The following is a 15,997-nucleotide window of genomic DNA, read 5'->3' as shown; positions in this document are numbered from 1 at the left end:
CCGGGGCTAACCTGATATTTCATCCTCTGAGTGGAGCCTGCCGTGACCTCCTTCTGCGATTACCTGGTAAGCCATCTGATCGAGCAGGAGGTTGCGCTGTTCTCCGCGTCTTCCCGCCTGAAGGCCGAATCCGACCCGGAAGCGCTGCACGACCTGCGCATCGCCGTGCGCCGGTTGCGCAGTCTGCTGCACCCGGTGCGGGGCATGCCCGGTATCGACGAGCTGGAGCAGGCACTGGGCGACATGGGCCGGCTCAGCGGTCCGCTGCGCGACCTCGAAGTGCTGCTGCCGGTGCTGGAGGCCGAAGGCTACGAGCGTGCCGCTGCGCTGCGCCGGCCGGCGTTGATCTCCGGCTACGCCACGCTGCTCGCCAGCCCGCAGTGGGAGCGCCTGATGATGCGCCTGGACGGCTGGCCACAGCTATGGCGTACGTCCGAGCGCCACGGCGTGCTCAAGGGGCTGCACCACAAGGTGGAAAAACGCCTGGCCCGGGAGTGGCAGAAGCTGCGCGATGCCCTGAAAGACCCTGCCCACGACCGTCACCGCCTGCGCCTGTTGATCAAACGGGTGCGCTATTCGCTGGAGGCCTACCCGGAGGAGTCCGCCGTGCCGCAACGCCTGCTGGCGCCGCTGAAGGACGCGCAATCGGCCCTCGGCGACTGGCATGATTACGAGCAGTGGTTGATCCGCAGTGAGCGCGAGCTGGACCTGATGCCGCTGCAACCGCACTGGAACGCCCGCCACGACCTCGCCGAGCGCCTCGCCGACGAAAGCCTGGAAGCCTTGGAGAAGGCCCTGCATAGAGGCCATTGATGACAGGGCATTTCCTGCAGGGGACAAGGCTTTGGATGGTTTGCCGGGGCTGCCGCTGCCCCTAAGATCGCAACCAGTTGCCTTTCTCCAGAAGCCTCAGGGAAGTCCGATCATGTCCTTCAGCGAAATGCTCCGGGCGGCGCGTACCGCGCCGTTGTCCATCGTCATCCCTGCCGCCTGGGCCCAGGGCCGCGCCAGTTTCGGCGGCCTGGTGGCGGCGCTGGCCTACGAGGCCATGGCGTCGGTGGCCGAAGCCGGGCGGCCGGTGCGTTCGCTGGCGATCACCTTCGTCGGCCCCATCGAGGTGGAAGTGCCGGTGAGCTTCGAGGCCGAAGTCCTGCGCGAGGGCAAGTCGGTCAGCCAGGTGTCCTGCCGCGCCGTGCAGAACGGCCAGGTGGTGCTGCTGGCGCAAGGCAGCTTCGGGGTGGCGCGCGAGTCCAGCGTGCAGATGGAGGGCCTGCCGCCACCGGCCTTCAAGGCCGTCGAGGACTGCCAGGAACTGCCCTACATCCGCAAGCTGATGCCGGCGTTTACGCAGAACATCGCCATGCGCTGGGCCGTCGGGCACATGCCGTTCTCGGCCAGCCGCGAGCGCGAGATGGGTGGCTGGATGCGTTTTCGTGGCGATGACGTGGGCGACGAGCCGATGGAGATCAGCCACCTGCTGGCGCTGATCGACGCCTGGCCGCCGGCCAACCTGCCGCACCTGAAGTCACCGGCACCCTCCAGTTCGTTGACCTGGACTGTGGAGTTCGTCCAGCCGCTGCCGTCGATGCCGGCCAATGGCTGGTGTCAGTACCTGGCAACCATCGAGCATGCGCGTGATGGCTACGGCCATATTGCGGCGCAGACCTGGTCGGCGGATGGCCAGCTCCTGGCGATTGGCCGGCAGACGGTGACCATCTTCGGCTAGAAGCCTTCCAGCTAGAGACCGGGCGCGGTCTCCGTACGATTGCGCCCGCCGGCCTTGGCCCGGTACAGGGCGCGGTCGGCGCGGGCGAGCAGGTCTTCCAGGCGCAGTTCGCCTTCGCGCCGCTCGGCCACGCCGATGCTCAGGGTCAGGCGCACACTGTTGCCGTCTTCGCTGGTGAAGGACAGCGCCTGCACGCTGTTGCGTACCCGCTCGGCGACTTGCAGCGCCTGCTGCAGGTCGGTCTCCGGGAGGATCGCGGCAAACTCCTCGCCACCCAGGCGGCCGAGCAGGTCGACTTCGCGCAACCCTTGGGTCAGCTCCCTGGCCACGGCCTGCAGTACCGCATCACCGAAGGCGTGCCCGTGGCTGTCGTTGATCGGCTTGAAGAAGTCGATGTCCAGCATCAGTGCCGCGCACTGGCGGTCGTAGCGCTGCGCGCTCTTGAGCAGGGCGACGCCGCGTTTGACGAAGGCGTGGCGGTTTTGCAGGCCGGTCAGCGGGTCGGTGGTGGCCAGCAGACGAAGCTCCTGCTCCATGGCTTTGCGCTGGTTGATGTCGAAGCTCCACACCAGCGAGGCGGGGCGGCCGTCCACGTCCATCTTGCGTGCCCAGACGATCGCCCAGTAAGCGGGGTTGCCCGCCAGACGGGTTTCCCAGCTGTCCAGCTGGCCGTTGTCGGCCAGCGACTGGCGGAAGCGCGCTTCCTCATCCGGGTCGTCGAACAGCCGACGGAGGGTGAACGGCTCGTGCGGGCGGATGCCGGTGCGCTGCAGCAGACGCGGGCTGACGTAATGGGCGCGTGAATCTTCGTCGCTGAGCAGCGCGACGTCGCTGGGGCTGGTGTCGAGGATGTAGCGCAGCAGGGCCTTGCGTTCGCTCAGCTCCTGGGTGCGCTGTTCGACGCGTTGCTCGAGCGATTGGTTGAGGTCGTGCAGGCGTTGGGTGAGTTGCAGCTTGCGCCGCGAATTGGCGATCACCCGCAGGGCCAGCAGCACGCTGCACAGGCCGAGGCCGAAGAGCACCCAGGCCAGCAGGTTGAAGGCGCGCTGCAGGTCGAGGCGTTCGGCGTCCATGTAGTTGGTCAGGGCGATGTTGGTGACCACCACCAGTTCGTGGGTGGGTTCGAGCAGGGGCGGCAGTTCGCGGAGCATCTCGCCGGCCAGCACCTTCGCTGCCGCCGGCTGGCCCCAGGGGGCACGCCGGAGCCAGGCGTCGCTCAGGCGCTGGATTGTCTCCAGCGTCGCCTGTACTTCCGGACGCGGCACGACCAGATAGCTGAAGACGGGCGTGGTGCGCAGCGGCGGCAGGAGGCTGGCGAGCACTTCGACGCGGGTTGCCAGGGCATCGCTGTCACTCTTGCCGGCAAGCACCTGGCGGGCAGTGATCATCGAGCGTTCCAGCTCAGCGCGCAGCTGGTAGGCCTGCCACAGCTCACTATGGGCGTCGGGATGGGCCAGCTGGCGGACGTGCTGGTGCACCATCAGCAGCGCCGCTCCGGCGCCGGCGGTCAGCGCGGCGATCAGGCCGCTGAGGATGATGACGGTCAGGCGGCGATAGCGCCGCCTGGGAGGCTGCGGGGGCACGGCGATCACTCCAGGGTAATGCGGCTTACCTGCCAGACGGTGCGGTTGAAGTAGACCTGGGTCCGCAACTCCGGGTGATTGAGCATCGGGTAGATGACGAACAGCGGGCCGCGCTCGGCGATGCCGATGGCCTGGCCATCGCGGCGGTAGGCGAGGATGGGGTCGAAGGCGTCGAGGTCGCTCAGCGGAATCAGCGCGGAATAGTCGTTCAGCGCCTCGACCCGCAGGCGCTGGGCATCGGTGCGGTCGAAACCGGCGAGCAGGGTGCTCAGGCGCACGCCCTGCCAGCCATAGACGTGGGATTCATCAGGGAGCATGGAGCGCCGCTCGGTCTGCGGCAGCGCTTCAAGGTCGCGCAGGCTGTAATGGCGCAGGAGCTGCGGCTGGTCCTTCACTGCAATGGTCAGCACGGTGCGCTCGGCCGCCGGTTCCGGGGCTGAGTGCGCGGGCATGACAATAAACAGGCAGGCAAAAATGCCAATAAAATGACGAAAAGCCGACATCTCAACAGCTCGTGACGAAATCCCGACGATTATATCGGCGAACCTGCCGGGTACTTGAATGGCCGAAATGCCGCGCCTTGCTGATATGGCCGGCTCAGCTGTTGCGATTTCGCCAGGCGCGCCACCATTTGCCGCTCAGGACGAAGCGCGGGAAGGTGACGAACTGCTCGACCAGCAGCCGACCGACGGCGTCCTTGCGGTCGCTGAAGGGCTCGGGCGCCTGCTCCTCGAGCTTGTGCCCGCGGCCCTGGATGGCCAGCGAGGCGACCATGCCGATCACGCCCAGCAGGATCGCCGACAGGCTCAGGCTGAACAGCCCGCTGAGTAGCGTCAGGGCGCCGAGGATGAACAGCGGCACGGCGATGATGTGCAGCGCCAGGTTGGTCGGGTTGCGGTGGTTGGCGGCGTAGCCCTGCCACTGCCAGGCGAGGAGGTTGGGGTGACGTTTGCCCATGGTGCTGCTCCCGAGACTGAAAAGCCCGCCTGAGTGCAGGTGGGCGGAATGTCAGCAGTCTAGGTGCTGCCCGGGAGCCCGCGCCAATGGGCGCAGGCTATGTGGGCGATAGGGATTACAGGCGCAGCTGGCGGATGGCACGGCTGAGCTCGCCGGCGAGGTCCGCCAGCTGGTGGCTGGTGCCGGCTGAATCGACGGTCTGCTGCACGGTGTGTTCGGTGACGTCGCGGATGCCCACGACCGAACGGGTCATTTCCTCGGCCACCTGACTCTGTTGCTCGGCGGCCACGGCGATCTGGGTGTTGCTCTCGCGCATCAGCGCCACGGCCGAGGCGATGGCCGCCAGGGCCTCGCCGGCCTCGCGGGCTTCCTCGACGCAGCCGTCGGCCTTGATCGAGCTTTCCTGCATGAACTCCACGGCGTCGCGGGTGCCGGACTGCAGCGCGTTGATCATCTGGGTGATCTCGTCGGTGGAGTCCTGTACGCGCTTGGCGAGGTTGCGCACTTCATCGGCGACCACGGCGAAGCCGCGACCCATCTCGCCAGCGCGGGCGGCCTCGATGGCGGCGTTGAGGGCGAGCAGGTTGGTCTGTTCGGCGATACCGTGGATGACGCTGACCACGCTGCTGATCTTGTGGCTGTCCTGGGCCAGCTGCTGGATCATCTCCGCAGTCTGCTGCACGCCCTGGGACAAGCCGGCGATGGACTGGCCGACCCGACCGACGACCTGCTGGCCATTGCCGGCGAGGCGGTCGGCTTCCTGTGACTGGTCGCGGGTGTCAGCGGCGTGCTGGGCGATGTGGTGGACGGTGGTGGACATCTCGTTGATGGCAGTGGCCGCCTGGTCGGTCTCGCTCTGCTGGCCGAGCATGCCCTGGCGCACCTGGCCCATGCTGCTGGCGAGGCTGCGTGCGCCTTCGTCGAGGCGCCCGGCGGCCTGGGCGACGGTGCCGACCACGCGCTGGTAACCGGCCTGCATGGCGTTGAAGGCGGTCGCCATCTGGCCGACTTCATCGCGGCTTTCCAGCGGCACGCGGGCGGACAGGTCGCCGCTCTTCTCCACGTGGAGCATCACGTCGCGCAGGGTCAGCAGGTGGGTGAGGATGAAGCGGATCAGCAACTGCGAGGCGGCGAGCAGGGCCAGCATCAGCACCAGCACGGCGCCGGCGAAGGGCAGGGCGCGGTCCTCGAAGACGCTCCAGAAGTCGGCGCCGGGGGCGAGCACGGCGACGCGCTGGCCGTTGCCCATGTCCTGCACGTAGGCGCCTGCCAGGGCGCCATTGCGGGTCTGCGCGCCCTGCAGGTCAACCCAGCCGCTGGTGCGGGCGAGGGCGGAACCGTCGATACCGGTGATCTGCGGTGCGCTGCCGCTGGCAAAGCTGACGAGGTTCGGCGAAGTCGGCAGTGCCGAGCCCGCCGGCCAGTTCTTCAGCAACTGGGCCTGGGCTTCGGCACCCTGGCGTGCCTGCTGGTTGCGCCCGTCGAGTTCCTGGTGCATGGCGAACATGACCAGCAGCAAGGTGGTGACGAAGGCGACCGCGTTGACGGCCCAGAATTTGTACTTGAGGGAAATATCGCGGATCCAGGCGGCCATAAATCTCTTCTTGTCGGTCAAATAATGGCAAGGCGCCATTATTGTCGTGAAAAGGGGGAAGGTTGGCCATTGATACCGATCAAGCCACCTTCTACCCCCGACATATCGGCCGACGAGCCGCGATCTTGAGAGTTGGTTCAAATTTCCGGCAGGTTGAAAAACGCCCGCGCGCAGGCCGTGGTGTGGGCCGCGACTGCTTCGCTGCTTTCGCCGCGATGCTCGGCGACGCAAGCCAGAACTTCCGGCAGATAAGCCGGCTGATTGCGGCCACTCTTGGGCTTCGGCCGCAGGGTGCGCGGCAATAGGTAAGGCGCGTCGCTTTCCAGCATCAGCCGGCCTTCGGGAATTTCCCGCACCAGTTCCTGCAGGTGGGTGCCCCGGCGCTCGTCGCAGATCCAGCCGGTAATGCCGATGTGCAGGTCGAGGTCGAGGTACGAATAAAGCGTGCGGCGCTCGCCGGTGAAGCAATGCACCACGGCGGCCGGCAGCTTGTCGCGGAAGTCCTTGAGGATCGCCAGCAGGCGTTCGCCGGCGTCGCGCTCGTGGATGAACACCGGCAACTGCAGCTCCACGGCGAGGCCCAGCTGTTCTTCGAAAGCCTTCTCCTGCTGCGGGCGCGGCGAAAAGTCGCGGTTGAAGTCCAGGCCGCATTCGCCGACCGCCTTGACCCGGTCCTCGGCCAGCAGGCCGCGAAGTACCCTGGCGCTGTTGCTGTCCCAGTGGCTGGCTTCGTGCGGATGGACGCCGGCGGTGCAGTAAAGACGCTGTTCTTCGTCCAGTTGCCGGCACAGTTCCAGGGCCTGTTCGCTGTCGTCCAGGCTGGTTCCGGTCAGCACCATCTGTACGACGCCGGCCTCGATTGCGCGAGCGAGGACCGCTTCACGTTCCGGGACGAAGCTCGGGTGGGTGAGGTTGACGCCGATGTCGATCAGTTGCATTTTTGTTCCCTTTGTTCGGAAGCGGAGCATAGCAAAAGCCGCTTTTTTGACAAAAACTCTTCAAAAACAACAGGTTGAGGAATATTCCGAAGATATATCGGAAGTTTCGGGTTGGTGTTTATCCCCTCCTGTGAGAGTCTTGCGCGCCCTTGGCGGCCGGGAACTACCGGTCGAAACCGCACTCTAATCGGCCCACCGCCGAGTGCGAGCCCCCGGAGAGCTGGATGACCCGACTGTTGCTGCTACTGCTGTGCCTTGTGGCTCTCACGCCACTGCCGGCGGCCGCGCGCCTGACGGCCCAGCCGGAAAACTGGGAGCAGGAAAGCAGCGACGCCCGCGACCTGGCCAGCATCCGTTCTGGCGGCACCCTGCGGGTTCTGGTCAACCAGAGCCGCAACAGCTCCGGCGAAATCAAGGGTGAGCCCATCGGCATCGAATACCGCCGCCTGCGCGCCTTCGAGCAGTACCTCAACGACAGCGCCCCGGGGCGCAAGCCGCTCACCATCAAATTCATTCCCAAAGCCAAGGATCAATTGCTCGGCGCGCTGCAGCGCGGCGAAGGCGATCTGGTCGCGCCCGGGGAAGTCCTGCTGGCCCGTGATGGCCAGAATGTCAGCCCCAGCCTGCCGTGGAAGGCCGACGTGCCGCTGGTCCTGGTAACCAAGCAGGGCAACCGCAAGTTCGTACGCCTGGAGCAGCTCGCCGGCCGCACCATCACCCTGCCGGCCGGCAGCGCCGCTGGCGAGGCCGTGCGCAAGGTCAACGAGCGTCTGGCGCAGAAGCGTATGGCGCCGCTGGTGCTGGAATGGACCGATTCCTCCCTGGCCGTGGAAGACGTGCTGGAGATGGTCCAGGCGGGCATCTTCAACTACACCGTGGTCGAGCAACCCATCGCCGAGCGCTGGAGCAAGGTCTTCACCAAGCTACGCGTCGACCGTCATCTGGTGCTGGACAACAGCGAGCCGATGGCCTGGTACGTGCGCCGCGATGCACCGATGTTGCGCGCCAGCGTCAACCGCTTCCTCAAGGACTACCGCGCGCCGGCGGACCAGGACGTGGCCTTCCAGCGCCTTTATCGCCGCGCCTACCAGGTGCGCAATCCGCTGGTCGTGCCTGACCGCAAGCGCCTGGAAGCCGTGCGCCCGACCCTGCAGCGCTACGCCGAGCAGAACAAGGTCGACTGGCTGGCGCTGGCCGCCGTGGCCTTCAAGGAATCCAATCTCAATGCCAGCGCGCGCGGCGCTGGCGGCGCTACCGGGCTGATGCAGATCACCCCGGCGGCGGCCCGCGCCGTGGGCGTGGATACCGTGCACCAGAAGGACAGCAACGTGCAGGCCGCCAGCCGTTACATGGCGATGCTGCGCAAGCGCTTCTTCTCCAGCCCGCGCATCAATGAACGGGACCGTATGGCCTTCGTTCTTGCTGCCTACAACGCCGGTCCCGAGCGGGTGCAAAGCCTGCGTGCGGAGGCCAAGCGCCAGGGCCTGAACCCCAACCAGTGGTTCTTCCAGGTCGAGCGTGTGGCGGCCGAGCAACTGGGCATGGGCGTGGTGAACTACGTCAGTAGCGTCAACAAGTACTATCTTGCATATCAGCGCGAACGTGATGGCCTCGAGCCACGTGAAAGCGTGGCCGCAATCAAGAAGTAATCGGTTAATTCGATAGTTATCAGCGCGATTTTACGCTTTTGATATCGGAAAAACTGGATATAGTGGTCGCCAAGCAACCACGGTTGTCACCCACTTCCTACGCAACCCTTCGCTCCCACTCGAGCTTCCATAAGGACGCACCATGAACTCGCTGATCAAATCCATCCTGACCACCAACGCCGGCGCCGGCATCGCTGTACTGCGTATCACCACCGGCCTGACCTTCATGGCACACGGCTCGCAGAAACTCTTCGGCGCCTTCGGTGGCCCGGGTCTGCAAGGCATGGCGGGCTGGCTGGAATCCCTCGGCGTGACCCCCGGCTACCTGATGGCCGCTCTGGCCGGCAGCGCCGAATTCTTCGGCGGCCTGGCCCTGGTCCTTGGCCTGCTGGTCCGCCTGGCGAGCATCCCGCTGATCGTCGCCATGCTGGTTGCCGTGTTTAGCGTGCACCTGGCCAACGGCTTCTTCATCACCGCCAACGGCTTCGAATACGCCTTCACCCTGATCATGATCAGCGTCGCGCTGCTGATCAGCGGCGCCGGCCCGTTCTCCCTGGACCGCAAGCTGTCCAGCTGATCGCCAAGGTAGTAGCAGAAAGCCGGTAACGAAAAAGGGCGGACACCCAAGGTGTCCGCCCTTTTTGTTTGTCTCTGAATCGGTGGAACGCGATTCAGTGGAAGAGATACTGCACGCCGCCATTGATCAGGCCGCCGCCCACCAGCAGGAAGACGAACAGTCCGGCGCCCAGCAGCAGCGGCTTCGGGCCTTCCTTGCGCAGGTCGCCCAGGCGGGTGGCCAGGCCCAGGGCGGCCATCGCCATGCCGAGCATCACATCATCCAGCTGCTGCAGCGGCGCCAACCAGCTTTCCGGCACCCAGCCCAGCGAGCGCAGGCCGGTCACCAGCAGGAAGAACACGGCGAAGCCCGGAATGTGCAGCTTGCGGCGCGCACCCGGCTCGGCGGCTTCGGCGCAACCCACACGGCCGAGGATCAGCAGAGCCGGGGCCAGCAGCAGGACGCGCAGCATCTTGCTGATCAGCGCGGCGTCGGCAGCAGCGGGGTCCATGGCGCGGCCGGCGGCAACCACCTGGGCGACTTCGTGGATGGTCGATCCGGTGAACACGCCGAAGGCCTGCTCACTGCCGAACAGGTTGGGCAGCGCAGCGTAGATCAGCGGGTGCAGCAGCATCGCCAGGGTGCCGAACAGGACAACGGTGGCCACCGCGACGGCGGTGTGTTCGGCACGCGCCTTGAGCACCGGGCTGCTCGCCATCACCGCCGCGGCGCCGCAGATGGCGCTGCCAGCGCCGATCAGCAGGGCGCTTTCACGCGGCAGCTTGAGCCAGCGCTCGCCGATCCACCAGGCGACGGTCAGGGTGCTGGCGACCATCAGCACGTCGATGATCAGTGCGGCCGGGCCGAGGGCGGCGATGTCCTGGAAAGTCAGGCGCAGGCCGTAGAGCACCACGCCCAGGCGCAGCAGTTGCTGGCGCGACAGGTCGATGCCGGGGCGGATGCTGCCGAAGCGGGCCAGGCCGAGGTTGCCGGCGAGCAGGCCGATGAGGATCGCCAGGGTCAGGCTGCCGAGCCCCAGGTGCTGCAGCGCGGGGATTTCCATGAGCTGGCGGGAGCCGAAGGCGATGCCCAGGCAGAGTAGGGCGCCAGGGACGTAGTAGGGCAGGCGGCGAAGGGCGTTCATTACAGGCTCCTTGTGTAAGGTGAAGCCATGGTGCCGCCGCCTTGCTTAGTGTAAAAACGGATTGTTCTTATTGGGTTGACCGGTTTTATCGATATGGGCCCGCGCATCACCCTTCGCCAGCTGGCGACCTTCACTGCCATCGCAGAACTGGGCAACGTGACCCAGGCGGCAGCGCGCATCGCGCTGTCGCAGTCCGCCGCCAGCCAGGCGTTGCAGGAACTGGAGCGCGCGCTCGGCACGCGCCTGTTCGATCGTAGCGGCAAGCGCCTGGCGCTGAACGACAACGGCCGCGCCTTCTACCCTAAGGCCAGTGCTTTGCTGGCGCAGAGCGCGGAGCTGGAGAGCCTGTTCGAGTCGGCGCCAGTGCAGCTGAGCCTCGGCGCCAGCCGCAGCATCGGTGGCTATCTGCTGCCGCAGGTAATGGCCGGTTTTCTCGGCGAGCTGCCCGAAAGCCGTCTGGAGTTGCAGGTCGCCAATAGCGGCGGGGTGATCGAGGCGCTGGCCGAGTTCAGGTTGGACGTGGCCTTCATCGAGGCGCCGATCCAGCATCCGCAGATACAGCTCACTCCCTGGATGGCGGACGAGCTTTTGCTGGTAGTGGCGCCGGATCATCCCCTGGCGCTGGCCGAACGCGTCAGCCTGAAGGATCTGGCGGCGGCGCGCTGGGTGCTGCGTGAAGCCGGTTCCGGTACCCGCGTGACATTCGAGCAGCAGGTGTTGCCGCGGCTGGGCAGCGTCAACGCGCCTCTGGAGGTGAGCAACGCCGAGGCGATCAAGCATCTGGTGGGCAGTGGCTTCGGCATCGGCTGCCTGTCGCAGCGCGTGGTGCAGGTGGAGCTTGCACGCGGCGAACTGGTGCGCCTGGAAAACCCGCTGGGACCGCTGCGGCGCACCTTCTTCCGTGCGCTGCATGTCGACAAGTACCCCACGGCGGGCCTGCGTCGCTTTCTCGATTACGCCCAGGGCTGGGCGGCGCGCTCAGACGCTGTCTAGCGGCCACTCGCCGATTGCGCGGTAGCGCACGCCAGTGGGGCTGTTCTCCGAGCTGAACAGCGTCACGGCCTGGGCTGGCAGCAGGAAGGAGGCTGCGGCGGCCGGCGTGTGGTGGGTATGGCGAGCGAGGGTGATATGCGGATGGAACGGGCGATGCTCGACTTCGAATCCACCTGCATGCAGCTCCTCGCGCAGGGCGTGCACCAGTTCGTGCAGGGCGGCCGGTGCGTTGCTCGGCGCCAGGTGCAGGATGCCGTTGTTCCACCGCGCGATGTGGTCCAGCTCCAGGTTGAAGCCCTGGCGCGGCAGGCGTTCGCCAATGGCGCGCAACTCCGCCTTGCGCCCGCGTGGTACGGAGCCGAGAAAGGCCAGGGTCAGGTGCAGGTTGGCCTGGGCTACGGGCTGGCCGTCGTGGTGCAGGCTGTCACGCCAGGCGCAGATGTGCGCCGCCAGTTCCGCCGGGCAGGGCAGGGCGAAGAACAGCCGCATGGGGGGTGTGGTCATCGACTGAAGTCTCCTTGACAGCTTTGCCGGGGCTTCTCTAGGATGCCGCACAGCGCCGATTTAAGTAGCAACTTGCGGGGCGCGGATGCAGCGAAGGCTGACATCGAAATACCGCTAAAGCGCTGGTTCGGTGTGCCTCTCGCCGCGTCCAGCAGGACCCCTGAGGCGGAGACGTGACACCATGACCTGTCCCAACCCGCATGTGCGCCTGGCCCCGATCACCACTGGCCTGGTGCGCCGCAATCCGAAGATTCTCCTGGGCGGCAATCACCAGCCCACCCTCGTCCGTTACCTCGATGGCTGGCCCAAGCGCTGGAACGGCTCGCGTACCTTCCTGATCCAGTTTGCCGAAACCTTTGCCGATCTCGCGCGCTTCCCGTCCGACAGTTTCGACTTCGCGGTGGTGCAGTCGCCGGTGGCCGAGCAGCTGGAGTCGGCTGTTCACGAGCTGACCCGTGTCGCCCGGCAAGGCCTGATTACCCGGCGTCCGCCGTCGTTCTGAGCGCTTGAGCTCCCTGTAGGAGCGCCCCATGGGCGCGATCGCGCCCCTGCATTTCTAGTAAGCGGCCCGCTCCTACAGGAAGTTTGATCCGCGATCATTGGCGCGGCCTCAGGGATAGTCGATTTCCACCACGAACCACATCTTCTCGCCCGACGGGCTGCGCACCATCACCTCGGCGTCCAGCTCCTTGCCCACCAGGGCGCGGGCCAGGGGCGAGTCGATGCTGATGTGGTTGTTGCGCAGGTCCAGCTCATCCGGGCCGACGATGCGGTAGCGGGCCTGTTCGCCGTCCTCGTCTTCCAGGGTGACCCAGGCGCCGAAGTAGACCTTGTTCGGGTCTGCCGGGCGCTCGCTGACCACCTTGCAGTTCTCCAGGCGCTTGCGCAGGAAGCGCACGCGGCTGTCTATCTCCCGCAGCATCTTCTTGCCGTAGGTGTATTCGGCGTTCTCCGAGCGGTCGCCTTGCGCTGCGGCCTCGCTGACCGACTGGGTCACCTGCGGTCGGCGCACGTTCCACAGTTCATGCAGTTCGGCGCGCAGGCGCGCTTCGCCTTCGGGAGTGATCAGCGGGGTACCGGCGGGGCGGGGCGGACGATAGCGGCTCATGGCTTCCAGTGCGGCGAGAGTGATCGGGGCAGTCTACCCGATCAGCTCTCGCGCAGCAGGCGCAATGGGCTCACGGTGAGCGCGCGGCGGGTGCCGAGCAGGCCGGCGCCGCCCACCAGCAGCGCACCCAGCACCGGCAACCCCAGCAGCCAGGGATGCGGGCTCCACGGCAGGTCGAAGACCAGGCGGTAGAGCAGGTAGCTGATCAACTCGCAACCCAGCGCCGCCAGCAGGCCGCTGACCGCACCGAGCAGGGCGAACTCGCTGCGCCGCGTGCGCATCAGCAGGCCGCGCTCGGCGCCCAGCGCGCGCAGCAGTGCGCCCTGGCGCAGGCGCTCGTCGAGGGTCGCCTGCAGGCCGGCGAACAACACCACGAAGCCGGCGGCGAGGACGAACACCAGCACGTACTCCACCGCCAGCGTCACCTGGTCGAGGATGCTGCGCAGCTGCGCCAGCAGCGCGTCCACTGGCAGTAGGGTGACGGTGGGGTAGGCGCGGGCGAGTTCGATCAGTTGGCGCTCCTGGCTCACCGGTAGGTAGAAGCTGGTCAGGTAGGTCACTGGCAGCTCGGTCAGTGTGCCGGGCTCGAAGACCATGAAGAAGTTGGGCTGGAAGTTGTCCCATTTCACCGAGCGCAGGCTGCGGATCTGCGCTTCGCGAGTCTGCCCGGCGACGGTGAAGCTCAGGTGGTCGCCGACCTTCAGGCCGAGGTTGCCCGCGAGCTTCTCTTCTACCGAGACGCCCGGCAACTCGCTTTTCTCGCCGGCCTGCCACCAGTCACCGGCGACTATCTGATTGCCCGCAGGCAGGCGCTCCGACCAGGTCAGGCCGAGGTCGCGGTGCAGGGCGCGCTCGCTGCGCACATCTTCCTTCAATGTCTGGACGGGCTTGCCGTTCACTGCCACCAGCCGGCCCGGCACCATCGGATAGAGGTCTTCGGCGTTGGGCGACAGTGCCTTCACCCGCTGCTCGAAACTTTCTTTCTCGGCCGGCAGGATGTTCAGCGCGAAGTGGTTCGGCGCATTGGGCGGCAACTGGGAATGCCAGGTGTCCAGCAGTTCGCCGCGCAGCAGGGCGATCAGCGCCATGGCCAGCAGGATCAGGCCGAAGGCGAGGCTCTGCCCGGCTGCGGCGAGCGGGTAGCGCAGCAGCTGGCCCAGGCCCAGTCGCCACGGCAGGCTGGCGCCCTGGAGTGCACGGCGAAGGCCGCGCAGGGCCAGCAGCAGGATGAAGCCGAGGACTACCGCAGCGATGGCGCCGCCGCCGAGCAGGGCGAGGGTGAGTTTCAGGTCCAGGCTCAGCCGCCACATGATCAGGCCGAGGGCGAGCAGGGCACAGCCATAGGCGGCCCAGGTGCGCATCGGCACGGGCAGCAGGTCGCTGCGCAGCACTCGCAGCGGCGGCACGCGGCCCAGCGCGGCGAGCGGTGGCAAGGCGAAGCCGGCGAGGGCGACCAGGCCGGTGGCCATGCCGGCGAGCGCGGGGACTATGCCGGCCTCGGGGATTTCCGGCGGCAGCAGGTTGCCCAGCAGGTGCATCAGGCCCAGCTGCGCGAGCCAGCCGAGGAAGGCGCCGCAGACACTGGCGACCAGTCCCAGCGTGAGCAGTTGGCTGCCATACAGTAGAAGGGCTTCGCGGCGCGACAGGCCCAGGCAGCGCAGCAGTGCGCTGGCGTCGAAGCGGCGGGTGGCGAAGCGGTTGGCTGACAGGGCCACGGCCACGCCGGCGAGCAGCACGGCAGCAAGGCTGGCGAGGTTCAGGTAGCGCTCGGCACGGCCCAGGGCGTCGCCGATCTGGCGGTTGCCGTGGTGGGCGTCCTGCAGTTCCTGGTTGGCGGCAAGATTGCCCTGGGTCGCCTGCCGGTAGCTTTGCAGCGCGTCGTGCGCGCCACCCCAGAGGTCGCGATAGCGCACCCGGCTGCCGGGCTGGACCACGCCGGTGGCGTCCAGGTCTTGCAGGCTCATCATCACGCGCGGGGTGAGGCTGTAGAAGTCGCCGGCGCGATCCGGTTCGTAGGTCAGCACGCGGGCGATGCGCAGGGACTTGCGGCCGATGTCGACGCTGTCGCCGATCTTCAGCTCGAGGCTGGCCAGCAGGCGCGATTCCACCCAGATGTCCCCCGGCGCCGGGCGGCCGCCTTCGACTTCCGGCTGCAAGGGTGCAGGCGCACTCTTCAGTTCGCCGCGCAGGGGATAGCTGTCGCCGACGGCCTTCACGCTGCTCAGCTGAATGCCGTTGTCGGTGGCTACCACGCTGGAGAATTCCACGCTCTGCGCATGCTGCAGGCCGAGCTTGAGGCCGCGGTCGATCTGTTCCTGCTGCGCCGGCTGGGTACCGGTGAGGACCAGGTCGGCACCGAGGAATTCGGCGGCGCGAACCAGCATGGCGCCGTTCAGGCGCGCGCTGAAATAACCGATGGCAGAGCTGGCCGCCACCGCCACCAGCAGGGCGAAGAACAGCACGCGCAGTTCGCCGCTGCGGCCCTCGCGCCACAGCTGGCGCAGGGACAGGCGGAACAGGTTGGGCAGCGACAGTGGCTTCATCGGCTCTCGTCCGTCAGGGTTCGACGTGGTCGATCAGGTGGCCGCTTTCCAGGCGGATATGGCGCTGGCAGCGGTGGGCGAGGCGTTCGTCGTGGGTCACCAGGACAAGAGTGGTGCCGCGCTCGCGGTTCAGTTCGAAGAGCAGGTCGCTGATGCGCTCACCGGTGTGGGTGTCGAGGTTGCCGGTGGGTTCGTCGGCGAACAGTACGTCCGGTTCGGCAGCGAAGGCGCGGGCGATGGCGACCCGCTGCTGCTCGCCGCCGGAGAGCTGGCGCGGGTAGTGGGTCAGGCGCTGGCCGAGGCCGACGCGTTCCAGCAATTCGCGGGCGCGCTGCCCGGCGTCCTTTCGGCCATCCAGTTCCAGCGGCAGCATGACGTTCTCCAGCGCATTGAGGCTGTCGAGCAGCTGGAAGGACTGGAAGACGAAGCCGACGTGGGCGGCGCGTACCCGCGCGCGCTGGTCTTCATCGAGGCTGCCGAGGGTGTGGCCGAGCAGGACGATCTCGCCGCCGCTGGGCAGGTCCAGCCCGGCGAGCAGGCCCAGGAGGGTGGATTTGCCCGAGCCTGAGCTGCCGACGATGGCGAGGCTATCGCCGCGGACGAGGTCGAGGGAGAGGTCGTGGAGGATGGTCAGCTTGCCTTCCGCGCTGGAAACAACCTTGCTAAGGTTCCGCGCGGTGAGAATGCTTTCGCTCATGGAGA

Annotated in this window: 16 protein-coding genes; 6 read left to right on the top strand and 10 right to left on the bottom strand. The window is 66.9% G+C overall.

Features of this window, described 5'->3' with window-relative positions; all coding sequences use genetic code 11:
• The first annotated feature begins 42 nt into the window (after nucleotides 1-42).
• On the top strand, nucleotides 43-813 hold the full coding sequence (locus tag ABKS89_RS20135) for a CHAD domain-containing protein (protein ID WP_138214845.1): 771 nt from the start codon (nucleotides 43-45) through the stop codon (nucleotides 811-813).
• A gap of 112 nt (nucleotides 814-925) precedes the next feature.
• Nucleotides 926-1,726: an acyl-CoA thioesterase gene (locus ABKS89_RS20130; protein ID WP_138214844.1), complete on the top strand. Its 801-nt coding sequence runs from the start codon at nucleotides 926-928 to the stop codon at nucleotides 1,724-1,726.
• Between the two features lie 11 nt (nucleotides 1,727-1,737).
• Here ABKS89_RS20130 and ABKS89_RS20125 read toward each other — a convergent pair whose 3' ends face one another.
• The 5 genes from ABKS89_RS20125 to ABKS89_RS20105 form a co-directional block, all read right to left on the bottom strand.
• Nucleotides 1,738-3,315, bottom strand: coding sequence for a diguanylate cyclase (locus ABKS89_RS20125; protein WP_518301054.1), 1,578 nt, complete (start codon nucleotides 3,313-3,315; stop codon nucleotides 1,738-1,740).
• Complete coding sequence (locus ABKS89_RS20120) at nucleotides 3,315-3,761, bottom strand: putative pterin-binding protein (protein WP_242015371.1); 447 nt, start codon at nucleotides 3,759-3,761, stop codon at nucleotides 3,315-3,317. Before ABKS89_RS20120 ends, ABKS89_RS20125 begins: the two co-directional genes overlap by 1 nt.
• Before the next feature lie 145 nt (nucleotides 3,762-3,906).
• Entirely contained in the window at nucleotides 3,907-4,266 is a 360-nt protein-coding gene (locus ABKS89_RS20115) for an Mpo1-like protein (protein ID WP_138214842.1), read from the bottom strand.
• A gap of 115 nt (nucleotides 4,267-4,381) precedes the next feature.
• Nucleotides 4,382-5,860 carry a methyl-accepting chemotaxis protein gene (locus ABKS89_RS20110; RefSeq protein WP_348586789.1) on the bottom strand — a complete coding sequence of 493 codons (1,479 nt, stop codon included), beginning with the start codon at nucleotides 5,858-5,860 and terminating at the stop codon, nucleotides 4,382-4,384.
• 137 nt (nucleotides 5,861-5,997) lie between these two features.
• On the bottom strand, nucleotides 5,998-6,798 hold the full coding sequence (locus tag ABKS89_RS20105; protein ID WP_348586787.1) for a TatD family hydrolase: 801 nt from the start codon (nucleotides 6,796-6,798) through the stop codon (nucleotides 5,998-6,000).
• A gap of 224 nt (nucleotides 6,799-7,022) precedes the next feature.
• Here ABKS89_RS20105 and ABKS89_RS20100 point away from each other — a divergent pair, with 224 nt between their 5' ends.
• Both ABKS89_RS20100 and ABKS89_RS20095 read left to right on the top strand, forming a co-directional pair.
• Complete coding sequence (locus tag ABKS89_RS20100; protein ID WP_138214839.1) at nucleotides 7,023-8,447, top strand: MltF family protein; 1,425 nt, start codon at nucleotides 7,023-7,025, stop codon at nucleotides 8,445-8,447.
• 142 nt (nucleotides 8,448-8,589) lie between these two features.
• A complete protein-coding gene (locus ABKS89_RS20095; RefSeq protein ID WP_017517576.1) occupies nucleotides 8,590-9,024 on the top strand; it encodes a DoxX family protein in 435 nt (144 codons plus the stop codon).
• A gap of 94 nt (nucleotides 9,025-9,118) precedes the next feature.
• Here the strand turns inward: ABKS89_RS20095 and ABKS89_RS20090 are convergent, their stop codons facing one another.
• Nucleotides 9,119-10,147 (bottom strand): YeiH family protein, encoded by a 1,029-nt coding sequence (locus tag ABKS89_RS20090; RefSeq protein ID WP_081518654.1) that lies wholly within the window; start codon nucleotides 10,145-10,147, stop codon nucleotides 9,119-9,121.
• Nucleotides 10,148-10,240: 93 nt separating this feature from the next.
• On the opposite strand from ABKS89_RS20090, the gene ABKS89_RS20085 reads away from it, so the two are divergent.
• Nucleotides 10,241-11,140 carry a LysR family transcriptional regulator gene (locus ABKS89_RS20085; RefSeq protein WP_348586785.1) on the top strand — a complete coding sequence of 300 codons (900 nt, stop codon included), beginning with the start codon at nucleotides 10,241-10,243 and terminating at the stop codon, nucleotides 11,138-11,140.
• Here the strand turns inward: ABKS89_RS20085 and thpR are convergent.
• Complete coding sequence (gene thpR, locus ABKS89_RS20080; protein ID WP_171039417.1) at nucleotides 11,126-11,644, bottom strand: RNA 2',3'-cyclic phosphodiesterase; 519 nt, start codon at nucleotides 11,642-11,644, stop codon at nucleotides 11,126-11,128. The genes ABKS89_RS20085 and thpR overlap by 15 nt on opposite strands.
• Before the next feature lie 181 nt (nucleotides 11,645-11,825).
• Here thpR and ABKS89_RS20075 point away from each other — a divergent pair, with 181 nt between their 5' ends.
• Nucleotides 11,826-12,146 carry a hypothetical protein gene (locus tag ABKS89_RS20075; RefSeq protein ID WP_081518651.1) on the top strand — a complete coding sequence of 107 codons (321 nt, stop codon included), beginning with the start codon at nucleotides 11,826-11,828 and terminating at the stop codon, nucleotides 12,144-12,146.
• A gap of 108 nt (nucleotides 12,147-12,254) precedes the next feature.
• On the opposite strand, the gene greB is transcribed toward ABKS89_RS20075, so the two are convergent.
• Genes greB through ABKS89_RS20060 form a run of 3 tightly spaced genes read right to left on the bottom strand, consistent with a single transcriptional unit; the run spans nucleotide 12,255 to nucleotide 15,992 of the window.
• Nucleotides 12,255-12,752, bottom strand: a complete 498-nt coding sequence (gene greB / locus ABKS89_RS20070) for a transcription elongation factor GreB (RefSeq protein ID WP_081518650.1) — start codon at nucleotides 12,750-12,752, stop codon at nucleotides 12,255-12,257.
• A gap of 41 nt (nucleotides 12,753-12,793) precedes the next feature.
• Entirely contained in the window at nucleotides 12,794-15,295 is a 2,502-nt protein-coding gene (locus ABKS89_RS20065; protein ID WP_348586783.1) for an ABC transporter permease, read from the bottom strand.
• Between the two features lie 13 nt (nucleotides 15,296-15,308).
• A complete protein-coding gene (locus ABKS89_RS20060) occupies nucleotides 15,309-15,992 on the bottom strand; it encodes an ABC transporter ATP-binding protein (RefSeq protein WP_138214834.1) in 684 nt (227 codons plus the stop codon).
• Between the last annotated feature and the right edge of the window lie 5 nt (nucleotides 15,993-15,997).

The sequence above is a fragment of the Pseudomonas sp. LABIM340 genome, from assembly GCF_040017195.2.
Lineage (GTDB): Bacteria > Pseudomonadota > Gammaproteobacteria > Pseudomonadales > Pseudomonadaceae > Pseudomonas.
The sequence above is the reverse complement of the archived record's forward strand: the minus strand, read 5'-3'. Positions and strand labels throughout refer to the sequence as shown.